The organism is Streptomyces sp. Tu 3180, from assembly GCF_009852415.1.
Taxonomy (GTDB): Bacteria; Actinomycetota; Actinomycetes; order Streptomycetales; family Streptomycetaceae; genus Streptomyces.
In genome coordinates, this window is sequence record NZ_WOXS01000002.1 from 1,354,673 (window position 1) to 1,372,345 (window position 17,673).

The following is a 17,673-nucleotide window of genomic DNA, read 5'->3' on the forward strand; positions in this document are numbered from 1 at the left end:
TCCCGGGCGGGACACCGGCCCGGCGGCCGGCAGCCGGTTCTGCGCGGTGGCGGGGAAAACCGCTTGCCTCCCGGCACTGAGCGGCGTCAACCTGTCACGGTTTGCTGTTGCCGTCCGGCGGCGTGCGGCTCGCCCGTGCTCCCCTCCGGCCGCTTCCCGCCGCCCTCCTGACCCGAGCCACTGGGACGTCATGCAGATCCAGGACCTTCCGTTCCCCGACCCGGGTGTGCCCGACGCGCGCTCGGGTCCCCGATTCCTGTGGTGGCTCTTCCGCAACCAGCTGTCCGGGCAGCTCAAGTCGCTGGCCTGGGGCCTGCTGCACTTCGCCTCCGTCGCCTCGCTGCCGTTCTGCGTCGGTGTCGCCGTCCAGGCCGCCGTCGACCGCTCCGGCGGCCGGCTCGCGCTGGCCGGCGGCCTGATGGCGCTGGCCTGCGCCGGCAACGCGGTCGGCGACACCTTCCTGCACCGTGCCGCCGTGACCAACTGGATCACCGCCGCCGCCCGCGTCCAGCAGCTGCTGGCCCGCAAGGCCGCGACGCTGGGTTCGGCGCTGACGCGGCGCGTCGCGGCCGGTGAGGTCGTGGCCGTCTCCACCGGCGACGTCGAGAAGATCGGCTGGTTCGTGGAGGCCCTGTCGCGGTTCACCGCGGCGGCGGTCACCGTCGTGCTGGTCTGCGTCGGCCTGATCGTCTACCAGCCGGCGCTCGGCGTGGTCGTGGCCGTGGGCCTGCCCGTGCTGGCGATCGCGGTGCTGCCGCTGCTGCCGCACGCCACCCGGCGGGCCGACATCCAGCGCGAGAAGGCCGGCCGGGCCACCGAACTGGCCTCGGACACCGTCGCCGGGCTGCGCGTGCTGCGCGGCATCGGCGGCGAGGAGCTGTTCCTCGACCGCTACCGCCGCGCCTCCCAGGAGGTCCGCCGCGCCGCCGTGCGCAGCGCCCGGATGTGGTCCCTGATCGCCGCGATCCAGGTGCTGCTGCCGGGACTGCTGCTGGTCACGGTGGTCTGGTACGGGGTCCGCCTGGCCCGCGAGGGCCGCATCGCCGTCGGCGAACTGGTCACCGTCTACAGCTCGGTCATGGTGCTGACGTATCCGCTGCGTCACTTCGAGGAGATCGCCATGGCGTACTCCTTCTCGCGTCCCTCGGCCCGGCGGGCCGCGCGCGTGCTGTCGCTGGAGCGGGCCACCGACACCGCGGGCACCCGTGACGCCGAGGCCCCGACGGGTGACCTGTACGACCCGGTGACCGGTCTGCTCGCGCCCGCGGGCCGGTTCACCGCCGTGGTGTGCGGGGATCCGGACGCGGCGGGACGGCTGGCCGAACGGCTCGGCGGGCACGCGGCGGAACAGGGCACCCCGGTGCTGCTCGGCGGGGTGCCCCTGGACGAACTGCCGCTGGACTCCGCCCGCGCCGCCGTCCTCGTGCAGGACAAGGACCCGGTGCTGCTGTCGGGAACCCTGCGCGAACTGCTCGACGTGCCCGCGTCCGGTGCGGTCGACCCGCGCGACGCGCTGGACGCCGCGCAGTGCGGGGACGTACTGGCGGCACTGGTGCAGGGCTCCCTGGGCGCCGACGACCCGATGGACGCCCGGATCACCGAGCGCGGGCGGTCCCTGTCCGGCGGCCAGCGCCAGCGGCTCGCGCTGGCCCGTTCCCTGGTCACGGATCCCGAGGTGCTCGTCCTGGACGAGCCGACCTCGGCCGTCGACTCGCACACCGAGGCCCGTGTCGCCCGGGGCGTGCGCGGGCTGCGGGCGCGGCGCACCACCGTGGTGTTCACCTCGTCCCCGCTGCTGCTGGACCTCGCCGACCGGGTGGTGTTCCTGCACGGCGGCACCGTGGCGGCGGTCGGCGACCACCGCGAACTGGTGCGCGCGGAGCCCCGGTACCGGGCCGTGGTGACGCGCGAGACCGAGGACGGGGCCGCGTCGGCCGGGGGCCTCGACGGGGACGGCGCACTGCGCGGGGACGAGGTCCGGCACCGGCTGCGGGAGCTGGAAGAGATCGAGGAGACAGCATGATCGGCGTGGCGCCACCGGCCTACGACCCGGCGGCCCCGACCACGGCCGGCACCCTGCCCGTGGGCGCGCCCGCGACCGTGCGCGCCTACGTGAGCGGGCTGCTGCGCCGGCACCGGCGGGCCTTCCTGCTGCTGGTCACCGTGAACACGGTCGCCGTGGTCGCCTCCATGGTGGGCCCGTACCTGCTGGGCGGGCTGGTGGAACGGGTCGCGGAGCGGGCGCGGGAACCGCATCTGGGGCTCACGGCCGCGCTGTTCGTGCTGGCGCTGGCCGTCCAGGCGGTGTTCGTCCGGCAGGTGCGGCTGCGCGGGGCGATGCTCGGCGAGCGGATGCTGGCCGATCTGCGCGAGGACTTCCTGGTGCGGTCGGTCGGACTGCCGCCGGGCGTGCTGGAGCGGGCGGGCACGGGTGACCTGCTGTCGCGGATCACGACCGACATCGACCGGCTCGGCAACGCCATGCGCGAGGCCGTGCCCCAGCTGGCCATCGCCGTGGTGTGGGCCGTCCTGCTGCTGGGCGGGCTGGTCGTCACGGTGCCCGAGCTGGCGCCGGCCGTGCTCGTGGCCGTGCCGCTGCTGGTGGCCGGCTGCCGCTGGTACTTCCGGCGGGCGCCGGCCGCCTACCGCTCGGAGGCGGCCGGGTACGCCGCCGTGGCCGCCGCGCTCGCCGAGACCGTGGACGCGGGGCGGACCGTCGAGGCCCATCGCCTCGGCGCGCGCCGCGTGGCGCTGTCGGACCGGCGGATCAGGGAGTGGACGGCCTGGGAGCGGTACACGCTCTGGCTGCGGTCGGTGCTCATCCCCGTCATCGACATCACGCACGTGACCGTGCTCGGCTCGGTGCTGATGATCGGCGGTGTGTTCGTCCTGCAGGGCTGGATCGGCGTCGGCCAGCTGACGACGGGGGCCCTGATCGCTCAGATGCTCGTCGACCCGGTGGGACTGATCCTGCGGTGGTACGACGAGCTGCAGGTGGCCCAGGTGTCGCTGGCCCGGCTGGTCGGGGTCCGGGACATCGAGCCCGACGCCGGTGACGCCGCCCTGGTCCCCGACGGACGCCGGGTGCGGGCGGAGCGGGTGCACTTCGGCTACCGCGAGGGCGTGGACGTCCTGCGCGAGGTGTCGCTCGAGGTCGCCCCGGGGACCAGGCTGGCGCTGGTCGGCCCTTCGGGCGCGGGCAAGTCCACCCTGGGCCGGCTGCTCGCGGGGATCTACGCGCCCCGGGACGGCCGGGTCACCCTGGGCGGCGCCGAGTTGTCGCGGATGACGGCGGAGCGGGTCCGGGCGCACGTGGCCCTGGTCAACCAGGAGCACCACGTCTTCGTGGGCTCGCTGCGCGACAACCTGCGGCTCGCCCGGACGGACGCCGGGGACGCCGAGCTGTGGGCGGCGCTGGGCGCGGTCGACGCGGACGGGTGGGCGCGCGCGCTCGACGACGGCCTGGACACCGAGGTCGGCTCGGGCGGCCTGCCGCTCACGCCGGCCCAGGCCCAGCAGATCGCCCTGGCCCGGCTGGTGCTGGCCGATCCGCACACGCTGGTCCTGGACGAGGCGACCTCGCTGCTCGACCCGCGTGCGGCACGTCACCTGGAACGCTCCCTGGCCCGCGTCCTGGACGGCCGGACCGTCGTCGCCATCGCCCACCGTCTGCACACCGCCCACGACGCGGACGTCATCGCCGTCGTGGAGGACGGCCGCATCAGCGAACTCGGCAGCCATGACGAGCTGGTCGCCGCGAACGGGGCGTACGCGGCGCTGTGGCGGTCCTGGCACGGGTGAGCGGCGCCCGCGGGGCACGGTGGCGTCGGGCGGGCGATCCGGGCGGCGGGCGGTCCGGAGCACGGGGGCCCGGAGCGGGGCGACGGCGTGACCCCGGCCGGGGCGTGCCGTTGCGCGGTGGGGAACACCGGTGGAAGGCTGGAGTCAGCACCGGCTCGGGGAACCCCCCGGGGGCCCGGCGGACCGGGTACGGGTGGCGCCGGTGCCCCGTGCAGCGGTGGCCCGCCGCGGTCCGCGGCGAGAAGGGGCCGTCCCCACCCCCTGGAGGTACCCGTGAACAGCGCCGACGGATGGGGAGACGACGTCTACCAGCCCCAGCAGGACGGGCAGCTCGAGGACACGGGTGTGCTCGACACCGAGGACACCCTGGCGTTCGACGGCACCGACGACCCCCTCGACCCGGGCTGGTCCCCTCCCGAGCGGCCCTGGGCCGTGGAGCACGTCGGGGTGACGGCGGCGGAGCGCCTGCGAGGAGAGACGCTCGACCAGCGGCTCTCCGAAGAACTCCCGGACGTCGGCGTACCCGACGGCGACGGTCTCGGCGACACCCAGGACACCGACGGCGAGCTCCTGGACAACGAGGTCGGCGCCGCGCGCTCCGGCCGGCTCGTGGCCCCCGACGAAGGGGCGCACGAGGACGAGGAGGAGGCCCTGGTGGCGAGCGACGTCGGCATCGACGGCGCGGCCGCCTCCGCCGAGGAGGCCGCCGTGCACATCGTCGACGAGGACACCCTGCCCGGCTGACCCGCCGAACCCGCCGTTCCCCCTCCGTCGCGCCCGCCCGAGTCGCCCGAGGAGCATCCATGCAGCAGGACAAGCACCCCGACTACCACCCCGTGGTCTTCCGTGACCGCGCCGCCGGTTACGCCTTCCTCACCCGGTCCACGGCGACGAGCGAGCAGACCATCGAGTGGGACGACGGCGAGACCTATCCGGTGGTGGACGTGGAGATCTCCTCGGAGAGCCACCCGTTCTACACGGGCAAGGCCCGGACGGTGGACACCGAGGGCCGCGTCGCCCGGTTCGAGCGCCGCTACGGCGGTGAGGGGTCCGGCTGAACCGGCGGCCGCGCGCCGGGCCGGCCGGTGGCGCCGCCCGGGGGCCGCCCCCGCCGGCGCGGCCCCCCGGCGCACCACCGCGGGGTGCCCGCGCGCCTCAGATCACGTTGAGCGCCGCCGCGCAGCCCACGCCGCCCAGCAGCATGAACGCCGGCATCAGCACCCTGAGTTCGATCCAGCTGCCCGCCCGGAACCGCATGGCCTTCGGAGGGCCGACCGGGTACCAGCGCTTGCGGCCCACCGGTATGGGCCACAGGACCGGGCAGCCGGACACGGTCAGCGCGTCCCCGATGTCGTGCACCAGCGCGCCCAGGACGACCGGCAGACCAAGCCACAGGTACTCCTGGCCCGGCGCGGTGAACAGCCAGTCGGAGCCGTTGCCCGGCTCGTCCAGGACGCCGGCGAGGATCCACGAGCTGGTCGCCGCCAGCAGCCACACCAGGACATCGCTGCCGGACCCCCGGGTCGCCCGCCACAGCAGGCCCTCGATGGCCAGCACCATGTGCGCGAAGAGGATCGCCAGCACCGCCCAGCGGCCTCCCGTGATCGCCAGGACCGCGGTGCCGGCGCCGATCAGCACGGCCCACAGCCAGGTGTGCGTGAGCGTGCGGTGCCCGCCGGAGCGGCGCGGGTCGCCCTGCTTCCTGGTGGCCTTGTAGACGGCGTAGGAGAGCTTGTCGACGATCTCGCACAGCCAGCGGGACAGCGGCCCGAAGGCCCGCGAGATGGTGGCCGCCTTGTGGTCCAGGTCCGGGGCGAGCGCGGCACCGGCGCAGACCAGGGCGCCGACCAGGAGGACCGGCCAGGGCATCGGGTGCCCGGCCGCGGCCGTCGCCGCGCCGACGCCGAGCCAGGCCGCGGCGCCCGACAGTGAGTGTGCTGGTCCCATCATCGCCGTTGCCCGCCCCATTCCTCGTCCGCCGTCGCCCGGCCGGCCGGGCGCGTTGGCGCTCCGCCGGCGACACAGCGTAGCGTTCGCGATCTTCGCGCCCGCATCCGATTCCCGCATCGGACGGGAGGCCAGGCAAGATGGGGGCGTGACCCTCATCGATCAGCTGCCGCCGACCGCCGACCCCGACGCCCTGTACGAAGCCTTCGAGTCCTGGGCCCAGGAGCGCGGTCTCACGCTCTATCCCCATCAGGAGGAGGCGCTGATCGAGGTGGTCTCCGGGGCGAACGTGATCGTGTCGACACCCACCGGCTCCGGCAAGAGCATGATCGCCGCGGGGGCCCACTTCGCCGCTCTGGCCCGCGACGAGGTCACCTTCTACACGGCCCCCATCAAGGCGCTGGTGTCGGAGAAGTTCTTCGAGCTGTGCAAGATCTTCGGCACGGAGAACGTCGGCATGCTCACCGGCGACGCGTCCGTCAACGCCGACGCCCCGGTCATCTGCTGCACCGCCGAGGTGCTGGCGTCGATCGCGCTGCGCGACGGCAAGGACGCCGACGTCGGCCAGGTCGTGATGGACGAGTTCCACTTCTACGCGGAGGCGGACCGCGGCTGGGCCTGGCAGATCCCGCTGCTGGAGCTTCCGCAGGCGCAGTTCGTGCTGATGTCGGCGACGCTCGGCGACGTCTCCTTCTTCGAGAAGGACCTCACCCGCCGCACCGGCCGTCCCACGGCGGTGGTCCGCTCGGCCACCCGGCCCGTGCCGCTGTCCTACGAGTACCGGTACACGCCGCTCACCGAGACGCTCACCGACCTGCTGGAGACCCGGCAGGCCCCGGTCTACATCGTGCACTTCACCCAGGCGCAGGCCGTGGAGCGGGCGCAGGCGCTGATGAGCATCAACATGTGCTCGCGGGAGGAGAAGGAGAAGATCGCCGAGCTGATCGGCAACTTCCGCTTCACCACCAAGTTCGGCCGCAACCTCTCCCGCTACGTCCGGCACGGCATCGGCGTGCACCACGCCGGCATGCTGCCCAAGTACCGGCGGCTGGTGGAGAAGCTCGCGCAGGCCGGACTGCTGAAGGTCATCTGCGGCACGGACACGCTCGGCGTGGGCGTCAACGTCCCCATCCGCACGGTGCTGTTCACGGCCCTGACCAAGTACGACGGCAACCGGGTGCGCACGCTGCGGGCCCGTGAGTTCCACCAGATCGCGGGCCGCGCCGGACGCGCCGGATTCGACACCGAGGGCTTCGTCGTGGCGCAGGCCCCCGAGCACGTCATCGAGAACGAGAAGGCGCTGGCCAAGGCCGGGGACGACCCGAAGAAGCGGCGCAAGGTCGTGCGCAAGAAGGCGCCCGAGGGCTTCGTCGGATGGACCGAGCAGACCTTCGAGAAGCTCATCGGCTCCGAGCCGGAGCCGCTGACGTCCCGTTTCCGGGTGACGCACGCGATGCTGCTGTCGGTGATCGCCCGGCCCGGCAACGCCTTCGAGGCGATGCGGCGGCTGCTGGAGGACAGCCACGAGCCGCGCAAGCAGCAGCTGCGGCACATCCGGCGGGCGATCGCCATCTACCGGTCGCTGCTGGACGGCGGCATCGTCGAGAAGCTGGACCGGCCGGACGCCGAGGGCCGCATCGTCCGCCTCACCGTCGACCTCCAGCAGGACTTCGCGCTGAACCAGCCGCTGTCCACCTTCGCGCTGGCGGCGTTCGAGCTGCTCGACCCCGAGTCGCCGTCGTACGCGCTGGACATGGTCTCCGTGGTCGAGTCCACGCTGGACGATCCGCGCCAGATCCTCGCCGCCCAGCAGAACAAGGTGCGCGGCGAGGCGGTCGCCGCGATGAAGGCGGACGGGGTGGAGTACGAGGAGCGCATGGAGCGCCTCCAGGACATCACCTACCCGAAGCCGCTGGAGGAGCTGCTCTTCCACGCGTACAACACCTACCGCAAGAGCCACCCCTGGGTCGGCGACCATCCGCTGTCGCCGAAGTCCGTGGTGCGGGACATGTACGAACGGGCGCTGTCCTTCACCGAGTTGGTGTCGCTCTACGAGCTGGCGCGCACCGAGGGCATCGTGCTGCGCTACCTCGCCGGCGCCTACAAGGCCCTGGAGCACACCGTCCCGGACGACCTCAAGTCCGAGGACCTCCAGGACCTGATCGCCTGGCTGGGCGAGACGGTGCGCCAGGTCGACTCCAGCCTGCTGGACGAGTGGGAGCAGCTGGCCAACCCCGAGGAGATGACCGCCGAGGAGGCCCAGGAGAAGGCCGACCAGGTCAAGCCGGTCACCGCCAACGCGCGCGCCTTCCGCGTCCTGGTCCGCAACGCCATGTTCCGCCGCGTCGAGCTGGCCGCGCTCGACCAGGTGGACGAACTGGGCGAGCTGGACGCCGAGTCGGGCTGGGACGCCGACGCCTGGGGCGAGGCGATGGACAGGTACTGGGACGAGCACGAGGAACTCGGCACCGGCCCCGACGCCCGCGGGCCCAAGCTGCTGCTGATCGAGGAGGAGCCGGAGAACGCGCTGTGGCGGGTCCGGCAGATCTTCGACGACCCGGCCGGCGACCACGACTGGGGCATCAGCGCCGAGGTCGACCTCACGGCCTCCGACGCGGAGGGCCGCGCCGTCGTCCGCGTCACCGACGTCGGCCAGTTGTGAACACAGGAGAATCCCACCCATGACGAACCCGGCCGAAAGGCTCGTCGACCTGCTCGACCTGGAGCAGATCGAGGTCAACATCTTCCGCGGCCGCAGCCCCCAGGAGTCGCTGCAGCGGGTCTTCGGCGGCCAGGTGGCCGGCCAGGCCCTGGTCGCCGCGGGCCGCACCACGGAGGGCGACCGTCCCGTGCACTCGCTGCACGCGTACTTCCTGCGCCCGGGCCGGCCCGGGGTGCCGATCGTGTACCAGGTCGAACGGGTGCGGGACGGCCGGTCGTTCACGACCCGCCGGGTCACCGCGGTGCAGCAGGGCCGCACGATCTTCAATCTCACCGCCTCCTTCCACCAGCCGGAGGAGGGGAGCTTCGAGCACCAGCTGCCGCCGGCCCGCGAGGTCCCGGACCCGGAGTCGCTGCCGACGGTCACGGACGAGATCCGCGCGCATCTGGGTGCGCTGCCGGAGCAGTTGGAGCGGATGGCCCGCCGCCAGCCCTTCGACATCCGCTACGTGGACCGGCTGCGCTGGGACCCGGACGAGGTGAAGGGCGCCGAGCCGCGCAGCGCGGTGTGGATGCGCGCGGTCGGTCCGCTCGGCGACGATCCGCTGGTGCACACCTGCGCCCTGACCTACGCCAGCGACATGACCCTCCTGGACGCCGTCCGGATCCCGGTGGAACCGCTGTGGGGTCCGCGCGGCTTCGACATGGCGTCGCTGGACCACGCCATGTGGTTCCACCGCCCGTTCCGCGCGGACGAGTGGTTCCTGTACGACCAGGAGTCGCCGATCGCCACGGGCGGACGGGGCCTGGCCCGCGGCCGGATCTACGACCTGCACGGCCGCCTGCTGGTCTCCGTCGTCCAGGAGGGACTCTTCCGCAGGCTGGGCTGATCCCCGCCGTCGCCGGGCACCGGGGCGGGGCGGGTCCCCGCCGCGTACGGGGAGGCCCGGGTGCCACGTGCCGCCGTGGCCCGTCCGGCGGTGGTGGCGGCGTGCGGGAGAGGACGGCGTCCGGACACGCCCGTCTCCCCCGTGGAGTGCGGGCGGCCGGCGCCGTGTGCGCCCGCCCGGGAGACGCGGCGGCTCCGTCACGCTTCGCGGCGGACCCGTGGGCGGCTCCACGGGGTTGGCGGACGATCAGGTCACAGGCCCGTGGAGGGACCGGGATCCGGCCGGCGGGCGTCCACGTCCAGATGTTCGCCGACCCGGTTGACCAGAAGGGTCATCTCGTACGCGATCCGGCCGATGTCGGCCTCGGCGCCGCTGAGGACGCACAGGCAACTGCCGGCGCCGGCCGCGGTGACGAAGAGCACCGCGTCGTCGAACTCGACCATCGTCTGCCGCACCCCGCCCGCACCGAAGTGCCGCCCCGAGCCCTTGGCGAGGCTGTGCAGTCCGGACGACACGGCGGCGAGGTGCTCCGCGTCCTCCCGGCGCAGCCCCGTGCTCGCGCCCGTCACCAGCCCGTCGTTGGACAGGACCAGCGCGTGCCGTACGTGTTCGACGCGCTGGGTCAGGTCGTCCAGCAGCCAGTCGAGTCCCCGGTTCTGCGCCATGTCGTGAATCTCCCCGTGTTCTTCCCCGTGGCTTTCCCCGCCCGCCGTCCCCTCCTGGCGGGAGGGTCCCCGCGCCAGCCTTCCCCACGACCGGGCGCCGGGCAAGGAGGATGGGAGCCATGGGACAGAAGATGACCGACGAGGAGTGGCGGGAGTTCGTCTCGTCCGGGACCCGCACCGCCAAGCTCTGCACCGTCCGCGCCGACGGAAGTCCGCACGTGGCCCCGGTCTGGTTCCTGCTCGACGGCGACGAGGTGGTGTTCACCACCGGCGAGGGGACCGTGAAGGGACGCAACCTGGCCCGTGACGGACGGGTCGCCCTCTGCGTGGACGACGACCGGCCGCCGTTCGCCCACGTGGTGCTGCACGGCCGGGCGCGGCTGTCGGCGGACCCCGGGGAGCTCCGGCGCTGGGCCGCCCGGATCGGCGGGCGGTACATGGGCGAGGACCGCGCCGAGGAGTTCGGGGCCCGCAACGGCGTGCCCGGCGAACTCCTCGTCCGCGTCACGATCGGGAAGGTCCTGGCGGAGAAGGGCGTCGCGGACTGAGACCCGGCCGCGGGCGGCGGGCTCCGCTCACCCCACCGAGTCGAGCAGCCGGGCGGCGTGCACCCGCCCGGCGTACTCCACGAGCCGGATCAGCACCTCCTTCCCCGAGTCGCGCTCGCGCGCGTCGCACAGCACGACGGGGGTGCCCTCGTCCAGGTCGAGCGCCCGGCACACGGTCCGCGCGTCGTGCCGCCGGGCTCCCTCGAAGCAGTTGACGGCGACCACGAAGGGGATGCGCCGGTGCTCGAAGTAGTCCACCGCGGGGAAGCAGTCCTCCAGGCGCCGGGTGTCGGCGAGGACCACCGCGCCCAGGGCGCCCTGCGCCAGCTCGTCCCACAGGAACCAGAAGCGGTCCTGTCCCGGTGTGCCGAAGAGGTACAGGGACAGTCCGGACCGGATGGTGATGCGCCCGAAGTCCATGGCGACGGTCGTGGTGACCTTCCGGTCGACGCCGTCGGTGTCGTCCACCGACCGGCCCGCCTCGCTCAGCAGTTCCTCGGTGCGCAGCGGCCGGATCTCGCTGACCGCGCCCACCAGGGTGGTCTTGCCGACGCCGAACCCGCCGGCGACCAGTATCTTCAGCGCCAGTGCGGCCGTCTCGCCGCCCGCGGCGCCGGGGTGTTCGGGAACCATGGATCACTTCTCTCTGGAGTGCCGGCCGCGGTCGGCAGCGGTACGGGTGTGCCGCGGGTCCGGGGAGCCGCCGCCGCGCGGCGTCCGGACGGCGGGTGCGGGGCCGCTACAGCGCCCGCAGTCCTTCGATCACCTCGCGCAGAACGCGTTCGTCGGGCAGGCGGGCGGGCGGTACGGGGCGGCTGACGGTGACGCAGCCGCGTTCCAGCAGGTCGCCGAGGAGCACCCGGACCACACCGACGGGCAGATCGGCGCCCGCGGCGAGTTCGGCGACCGACTGCGTCTCCGGGCGGCACAGGCCGATCAGGGCACGGTGTTCCGGTCCGAGCGCCGGGTCGTCGGCGCCGGGTGCGCCCGGGTCCAGGGTGACCAGGGCGATCAGGTCGAAGCGCGCTCCGCCGGGGCCGGGTCTGGTGCGTCCGCCGGTCACGGCGTACGGCCGGACGAGGGGCCCGGCCTCGTGGTCGTACCAGTGGCCGCCCCGTTCGTGCGGGACGCCCGTCGTGTGTTCGGTCATCTGCTCGGACCGCTTCCTCGCCTCATCCGGCGGCGGGGGGCCGCGCGCCGGCGCGCGGCAGGGTGCGGAGGTGCTCGCCGACGCGTTTGACCAGCCGTGCCATCTCGTAGGCCACCAGGCCGATGTCGGCGGTCACGGCGGTGAGGACGGCGAGGCAGGAGCCCTCCCCGGCGGCGGCCACGAACAGGAAGCCGTCGTCCATCTCGACCATGGTCTGGCGCACCGCGCCGGCCCCGAAGTGCCGGCCCGCGCCCTTGGCGAGGCTGTGGAAGCCGGAGGCGACCGCCGCCAGGTGCTCGGCGTCCTCGCGTCCGAGGCCGCCGGAGGCGCCCACGGCGAGGCCGTCGTCGGACAGCACCACGACGTGCCGTACGTCGCCGACGCGCAGCACCATGTCGTCCAGCAGCCAGTCGAGTTCGCCGGACCGCCGGCCGGCTCCGGTGCGTGGGTCCTGGATCATGCGGGATCTCCTTCGCTGCTGTGCCCGGCCGGTCCCGGGGTGACGCCGCGGCCGGGTCGTCCGCCGCCGCCACGCGCCCAGCCGTCGCGGTAGGCGGTCATGCGGTCCCGTACGAGTTCGGGGGTGCGGTCGTGCCGGCCCTCGCCGTGGTGCGGGGGCGCGGCGGGCCGGGGGTGGTCCGCGCGCAGCTGGGGGGCGAGGCTGGCCTGCCGCACGCGGCGCGGGAGGCCGTCGGAACCGGCCGGCTCCTCCTCCCGGCGGCGCGGTCGCAGGGTGGCGACGCCCGGGGGCCGGTCCGGGACGGCGCCCTGCGCCGTGCCGGCGGTGCCGGCCGGCACGGCGGTGACGGGAGCCGCCGGTGCGCGCCGGTCGTCCGGTGCGGGGAGGGCCTGCGGGGGCGCGAGGCCGTCGGGCCGCGGCGCGGGGGCGTGCCGGTCGGGCCGCCGCGTCCCCGCCGCGCCGTCGGCGGGGGGTTCGGCCGCGGTGCCGTCCAGCAGGGCGGTGGGGAGCAGGACGACCGCGGTGGTGCCGCCGTAGGGGGAGGTCCTGAGGTGCACCTTGACGCCGTGCCGGGCGGCGAGCCTGCTGACCACGAACAGACCGAGCCGGTCGCTGTCGAACAGGTCGAGCGCCTCCGACCGGGTGATGCGGCGGTTGGCCTCCGCGAGGGCCTCCCGGCCCATGCCCAGACCGCGGTCCTCGACCTCGACGGCGTAGCCGTTGCCCACGGGCTCGCCGGTGACGCGCACGCGTGTGTGGGGAGGGGAGAACTGCGCCGCGTTCTCGATGATCTCGGCCAGCAGGTGGGTGAGGTCGGCGACGGCCGTCCCGACGACGGACGCCTCGGGAAGCTGCCGTACCTCCACGCGCGCGTAGTCCTCGACCTCGGAGACGGCCGCGCGCACCACGTCGGTGAGCGGGACCGGCCTGCGCCAGGCGCGGCCCGGTGCCGCTCCGGAGAGGATGATCAGGCTCTCCGCGTGGCGCCGCATGCGGGTGGTGAGGTGGTCGAGGCGGAAGAGGTCGCTCAGTTCGTCGGGGTCGTCGGAGCGGCGTTCCATGCCGTCCAGCAGGCTCAGTTGCCGGTGGACGAGGATCTGGCTGCGGCGGGCGAGGTTGACGAAGACGCCGGAGATGCCGTCCGCCAGTTCCGCGCGCTCGACGGCGGCGCGCAGGGCGGCGCGGTGCACCGTGCCGAGGGCCTCGGCGACCTGGCCGGCCTCGTCCCGCGCGGGCGGTCCGGGCGGGGCCTCGGCCCGGACGTCGATCCCCTCGCCCGCACGCAGTCTCCGCATCGCCTCGGGGAGTTTGCGGCGGGCGATCTCCAGGGCGTCGTCGCGCAGGCCGACCAGTTCGACCACGAGGCCGCGGCCGATGCGCACGGAGATGACGAGGGAGGCGGCGACGGCGGCGAGGCCGAGGAGCACCGCGGCGCCGGCCGGGGTGAGCAGCCCGCGGGTGAACGGGTCGGCCCGGCGCGCCGCACCGCTGCCCGCGTCGGCCTCGACGGTCCGCATCCCGTCCCGGACGCGCGCGTGTGCCGCGTCCCAGGCGTCCCGCTCGGCGGCGGTGCGGGCCCGGCCGCCCGGGCCGGCGGCGAGCACCTCGTCCTCGGCGGCGTCCAGGGCTTCGGGGGCGCCGCCGCGGGCGAGGGCGTTCCAGGCGGCGCGCCCGGGGCCGTCCAGGTCCGCGACGGCCGATCCGGTGAGGGCGCGGCGCAGCGCCACGGCCCCGGTGAACCGTCTCAGCCGCTCTCCGCCGAGTCCGCCGTCGGGGCGGGCGCCGGCCAGGACCGCGTCCTCCTGGGCCAGGGCCTCGCCCGCGCGGGAGAACTCGAGCAGCACGCGCGCGTCGGAGCCGGGGCCGGCGTCCCGGACGCCGGTGAGGGCGCCGCCGACGCCGTAGGCCGTGGCGACGGTGTCCGTGTACCGGTCGTACGTCCGCGCCCAGCCCGCGTGCCCTTCGCGCACCGCCGTCCGCAGCGGGCGCAGGCGTTCCGCCCCGGTGACGAAGGCCTCCAGCCGGCCGGACACCGCGCGGGGCAGGTCCTCTCCGTCGGCGACGGTCCCGCGCTCGCCGAGCCGCAGCCTCGCGACGGCCCGGTCGGTGCGCCGGGCGAGCTCCGTCAGTTCGTCGGTCCGTACGGCCGGGGCGTGGGCGGCGCGGCGCACCGCGGCGGCGCGCTCGTCCTGCAGGGCGGCGACGGCGGCCAGGAGCGGGGCGCGGACGGCGGCGTCCGCGCGCTGGGCCTGGCGCAGCCGGGCGACGTCCTGGGCGGTGGTCACGGTCGCGTGGCCCCACAGGGCCAGCAGGGAGACGACCGGCACCATCAGCAGGCAGATGACCCTGGCCCGCACGGTGCGGGGCCCGGTGAGTCCGCGTCGCGCGGACGGGGGCGCGGTGCCCGGTGCCGGCTCGTCCGGGGCGTCCGGGCCTTCGTCGGCCGGTGGCCCGGCGTGCGCGCGCCGGCCGCGCACGGGAGGCGGGGGCGGCGCCTCGTCGCGGGGTGCCGGGGTCCTACGGGGTGTGCGCATGGACTCCTCGCTCGGAAGGGGTGCGGGGACGGGCCGGGGCGGGTCCCGGCGCGGCGGGCACGTTCACTGGGCGGCGCCCCCGGCCGGCCGCCGGGCCGGGGCGGGCCTCCCGCGCTCCTGCGTCGCCGGCGAGAGCGCGACGAAGGCCGAGGTGATGAAGAGGTAGGACCCGAGGCCGACCGCGAGGGGGAAGACGAACTGCATCGCCGTGGCCCCGGGCAGTTCCTCGCCGGAGGGGGTGACGCGCACGCTCACCGCGAGCATCCCCGTGTAGTGCATGCTGCTGACCGCCGCGCCCATGAGCAGGGAGGCGAGGGTGACCGCGACGGGTGACTCGATGTTGAGCGCCGCCCACAGGGCCGCCGTGGCCGCGACGACGGCGATGAGGACGGAGAGGCCGACGAGCACCGGGTCGTAGCTCACGTCGCCGTGCAGGCGCACCGCCGCCATGCCCAGGTAGTGCATGCTCGCGACGCCGAGACCGGTGGTGAGCCCGCCGAGCAGCAGGGCCCGGCCACGACCGGGGCCGTGGCCGACGGCGAACACGCCGGCGCAGACGACGGCCATGGCGACGAACAGGCTCGCGAGGGTGAGCGGCACGTCGTAGCGGATGCCGGTGCCGCTGACGCCGAAGCCGAGCATGGCCACGAAGTGCATGGTCCAGATGCCGGTGCCGATCGCCGAGGCCGCGGTGACCAGCCAGTTGCGGCGCGCGCGGCCGGTGGCGGCGAGCGCGCGTACCGTGCAGCGCAGCCCGAGGGCCGCACCGGTGCAGGCCATCGCGTACGACAGCACGGGGGTGAGCCATCCCAGGGTGGCGTGGTCCAGGTGTCCCATGGCCCCGGGACGCTAGGGGGGCACAGGTGCGCGGAGGGGGCGCGTTCCGAAAGCTGTCGGAAGATGACGCAGCGGTGCGCCGGATCGACCGTGTCGCGCCCGAACGTGCGCACAGCGGGTCGTCCGCCCCGGTGAGGGATCATGCGGTGCATGAGCGACGACCACACACACGTCCAGGAGTTCTTCGGCGCACGCGCGGCCGGCTGGGACCGCCGCTTCCCCGACGACGGCCCCGCCTACGCGGCCGCAGTCGCCGGGCTCGGGCTGCGCGAGGGCGACCGGGTGCTCGACGCGGGCTGCGGCACGGGGCGGGCGCTGCCTCCGTTGCGTGCGGCCGTGGGGCCCTCGGGGTGGTGCTCGGCGCGGACCTGACCCCGGCCATGCTGCGGGAGGCGGCACGGGCCGGACGGGACCGCGACGGGGCGCTGCTGCTGACCGACGTCACCGCGCTGCCGCTGCGCCCGGGGGTGCTGGACGCCGTGTTCGCGGCGGGCCTGATCGCGCACCTGCCCGACCCCGCCGCGAACCTCCGGGAACTCGCGCGGGTGGTGCGGCCCGGGGGCGTGCTCGCGCTGTTCCATCCGCTCGGCAGGGCGGCGCTCGCCGCCCGCCAGGGCCGCTCGATCACACCGGACGACCTGCGCGCGGAGCCGAATCTCCGTCCGCTGCTCGCCCGTTCGGGATGGCGCATGACCTCGTACGCCGACGAGGACGCCCGGTTCCTGGTGCTCGCCGTGCGCGAGGGCTGAGCTCCCGGGACGGGGGCCCGGGCCGGGGGGTGGGTCCCTCAGTCCGCGTGCCGCACCGGACAGCCGCGCAGTCCCGGGACGGGGCGGGTGCCCAGGTCCTCCAGCCGGTAGCCGTTCGGGTAGCCCTTGATCTCCCGGTTCTGCCGGGCGAAGTGCGGGGCGCCGCGGGGCGGCAGCAGACGGACGGCGCGTCCCCGCAGCCGTACCGCGCGGCGCACCCACACGCGCGTGGCGGGGCCGGGCGGGGTGTAGCGGAAGGCGCGCAGGAGGGGTTCGTCGAGCAGGGCGAGCGTGGCGGTGCGCAGCAGGGGGGCGAGCGGGCGCGGGTACCAGGAGGCCATGAGGTCGAGCGTGGCGTCCGAGACCCGCCGCGCGTCCTCGTCCCAGCCGAAGTGGGCTTCCTCGTAGGCGTCGAGGAAGGTCTCGAACTCCTCGTAGGACCCGGGGACGTCCTTGATGCCCATGTGCCGTCCGAGGGTCTGGTAGTGGACGGCGGCGGCGACGGTCTCGTGGCGCGACATCCTGCGCCACCCGTAGGCGTCGATCCAGCGCTTGGGCATCACGACGAACGTGCACAGGACGTAGCGCATGTCGTCGTCGGGGATGTCGTAGCTGCGGTGCATCCGGTTGATGCGGCGGATCGCGGTCCGGCCCCGGTCGCTGCCGAATCCGTGCTCGACGACGGCGTCCAGGAGCAGTGAGGTGTCGTCGTAGCGCTTCTGCGTGCGGTCCGTGAGCTCCGCCGTCTCGGCGAGCAGCCGGCCGATGCGGGGAACGGCGTAGGTGCGGTAGAGGGCCAGTTCGAGGGCCCGGGCGAAGTCCCAGGGGAACTCGTACGCCACGCTGAGCCGGTAGATCTCCGTGGCCTCCCGGTACGGGTCCATCCGCCGGATCCGCTCCAGCCGTTCGAAGCGCTTCACCACGCTGCCCCCTTCTGCCGACGGAGTTCCAACCCTACGTTGAACAGCAGGAGAGGAAAGACCGGCGAGGACAACGGCACAGGGGGAAGGTGAGCCGCATGTGGGGCAGGGTTCGCAGGGTCGGCGTCAGAGTGGCCGACGGCGTGCGCACGCGCCGGCGGGCCGGGCGGGCGGATCGCCCGCACAACCTGTTCGAGGCCGCCGCGGCCTACGTCTCGGCCTGCGCGGAGGACGATCAGGAGCGGATCGACGAGGCGGCCGGCTGGGTGTCGCCGGAGGCCCTGTCGTTCGGGGTGAACGAGCTGGCGTGCCGGGCCGTCATCGCGCTCGCGCGGGAGCGTGACGAGTCCCCGCGGACGGTCGCGCGTGCGCTGCTGGGGCTTCCGGCGGCCTGATCCCCGCGGCGGTGCGCGGCCGATCCGTCCCGTCCGGCCGGAAACCCGCAGCTCCGGGTGCGGCTGCGGGGTCGTGACAAGCGGCCGGGGGCGGCATAGGGTGCGCGCCGACGGAC

At 74.7% G+C, this 17,673-nt stretch carries 16 protein-coding genes and 1 pseudogene; 9 read left to right on the forward strand and 8 right to left on the reverse strand.

Annotated elements, in window-relative coordinates:
• The first annotated feature begins 190 nt into the window (after positions 1 to 190).
• From GL259_RS06945 to GL259_RS06960, 4 genes are all read left to right on the forward strand, one after another.
• A complete protein-coding gene (locus GL259_RS06945; protein WP_159530196.1) occupies positions 191 to 2,023 on the forward strand; it encodes an ABC transporter ATP-binding protein in 1,833 nt (610 codons plus the stop codon).
• The gene (locus GL259_RS06950) at positions 2,020 to 3,801 is read left to right on the forward strand and encodes an ABC transporter ATP-binding protein (RefSeq protein ID WP_159530198.1); all 1,782 of its coding nucleotides are present in this window, start codon (positions 2,020 to 2,022) and stop codon (positions 3,799 to 3,801) included. Before GL259_RS06945 ends, GL259_RS06950 begins: the two co-directional genes overlap by 4 nt.
• Before the next feature lie 273 nt (positions 3,802 to 4,074).
• Entirely contained in the window at positions 4,075 to 4,545 is a 471-nt protein-coding gene (locus GL259_RS06955; protein WP_159530200.1) for a DUF5709 domain-containing protein, read from the forward strand.
• A 59-nt stretch (positions 4,546 to 4,604) separates the two neighbouring features.
• Positions 4,605 to 4,859 carry a type B 50S ribosomal protein L31 gene (locus GL259_RS06960; RefSeq protein WP_159530202.1) on the forward strand — a complete coding sequence of 85 codons (255 nt, stop codon included), beginning with the start codon at positions 4,605 to 4,607 and terminating at the stop codon, positions 4,857 to 4,859.
• 97 nt (positions 4,860 to 4,956) lie between these two features.
• Here the strand turns inward: GL259_RS06960 and GL259_RS06965 are convergent, their stop codons facing one another.
• Complete coding sequence (locus tag GL259_RS06965) at positions 4,957 to 5,751, reverse strand: metal-dependent hydrolase (protein WP_159530204.1); 795 nt, start codon at positions 5,749 to 5,751, stop codon at positions 4,957 to 4,959.
• Between the two features lie 145 nt (positions 5,752 to 5,896).
• Here GL259_RS06965 and GL259_RS06970 point away from each other — a divergent pair, with 145 nt between their 5' ends.
• Both GL259_RS06970 and GL259_RS06975 read left to right on the forward strand, forming a co-directional pair.
• Positions 5,897 to 8,410 (forward strand): DEAD/DEAH box helicase, encoded by a 2,514-nt coding sequence (locus tag GL259_RS06970; RefSeq protein WP_166461437.1) that lies wholly within the window; start codon positions 5,897 to 5,899, stop codon positions 8,408 to 8,410.
• A 19-nt stretch (positions 8,411 to 8,429) separates the two neighbouring features.
• A complete protein-coding gene (locus GL259_RS06975; protein ID WP_159530206.1) occupies positions 8,430 to 9,299 on the forward strand; it encodes an acyl-CoA thioesterase II in 870 nt (289 codons plus the stop codon).
• A gap of 251 nt (positions 9,300 to 9,550) precedes the next feature.
• On the opposite strand, the gene GL259_RS06980 is transcribed toward GL259_RS06975, so the two are convergent.
• Complete coding sequence (locus GL259_RS06980) at positions 9,551 to 9,964, reverse strand: roadblock/LC7 domain-containing protein (protein WP_159530208.1); 414 nt, start codon at positions 9,962 to 9,964, stop codon at positions 9,551 to 9,553.
• A gap of 119 nt (positions 9,965 to 10,083) precedes the next feature.
• On the opposite strand from GL259_RS06980, the gene GL259_RS06985 reads away from it, so the two are divergent.
• Positions 10,084 to 10,512 (forward strand): PPOX class F420-dependent oxidoreductase, encoded by a 429-nt coding sequence (locus tag GL259_RS06985; protein ID WP_159530226.1) that lies wholly within the window; start codon positions 10,084 to 10,086, stop codon positions 10,510 to 10,512.
• Positions 10,513 to 10,539: 27 nt separating this feature from the next.
• On the opposite strand, the gene GL259_RS06990 is transcribed toward GL259_RS06985, so the two are convergent.
• From GL259_RS06990 to GL259_RS07010, 5 genes are all read right to left on the reverse strand, one after another.
• Positions 10,540 to 11,145 carry an ATP/GTP-binding protein gene (locus tag GL259_RS06990; protein ID WP_159530228.1) on the reverse strand — a complete coding sequence of 202 codons (606 nt, stop codon included), beginning with the start codon at positions 11,143 to 11,145 and terminating at the stop codon, positions 10,540 to 10,542.
• Between the two features lie 106 nt (positions 11,146 to 11,251).
• On the reverse strand, positions 11,252 to 11,662 hold the full coding sequence (locus GL259_RS06995; RefSeq protein WP_159530230.1) for a DUF742 domain-containing protein: 411 nt from the start codon (positions 11,660 to 11,662) through the stop codon (positions 11,252 to 11,254).
• A gap of 22 nt (positions 11,663 to 11,684) precedes the next feature.
• Positions 11,685 to 12,122, reverse strand: a complete 438-nt coding sequence (locus GL259_RS07000) for a roadblock/LC7 domain-containing protein (protein ID WP_159530232.1) — start codon at positions 12,120 to 12,122, stop codon at positions 11,685 to 11,687.
• A complete protein-coding gene (locus tag GL259_RS07005; protein ID WP_159530234.1) occupies positions 12,119 to 14,656 on the reverse strand; it encodes a nitrate- and nitrite sensing domain-containing protein in 2,538 nt (845 codons plus the stop codon). The genes GL259_RS07000 and GL259_RS07005 overlap by 4 nt, the downstream gene beginning before the upstream one ends.
• Before the next feature lie 63 nt (positions 14,657 to 14,719).
• Complete coding sequence (locus GL259_RS07010) at positions 14,720 to 15,493, reverse strand: MHYT domain-containing protein (RefSeq protein WP_159530236.1); 774 nt, start codon at positions 15,491 to 15,493, stop codon at positions 14,720 to 14,722.
• A 150-nt stretch (positions 15,494 to 15,643) separates the two neighbouring features.
• Here GL259_RS07010 and GL259_RS07015 point away from each other — a divergent pair.
• Positions 15,644 to 16,242: pseudogene (locus GL259_RS07015) on the forward strand (class I SAM-dependent methyltransferase).
• A 38-nt stretch (positions 16,243 to 16,280) separates the two neighbouring features.
• Here GL259_RS07015 and GL259_RS07020 read toward each other — a convergent pair.
• The gene (locus tag GL259_RS07020) at positions 16,281 to 17,162 is read right to left on the reverse strand and encodes an oxygenase MpaB family protein (RefSeq protein WP_166461628.1); all 882 of its coding nucleotides are present in this window, start codon (positions 17,160 to 17,162) and stop codon (positions 16,281 to 16,283) included.
• 98 nt (positions 17,163 to 17,260) lie between these two features.
• Here GL259_RS07020 and GL259_RS07025 point away from each other — a divergent pair, with 98 nt between their 5' ends.
• Positions 17,261 to 17,557, forward strand: coding sequence for a hypothetical protein (locus GL259_RS07025; RefSeq protein ID WP_159530240.1), 297 nt, complete (start codon positions 17,261 to 17,263; stop codon positions 17,555 to 17,557).
• The last annotated feature ends 116 nt before the right edge of the window (positions 17,558 to 17,673 follow it).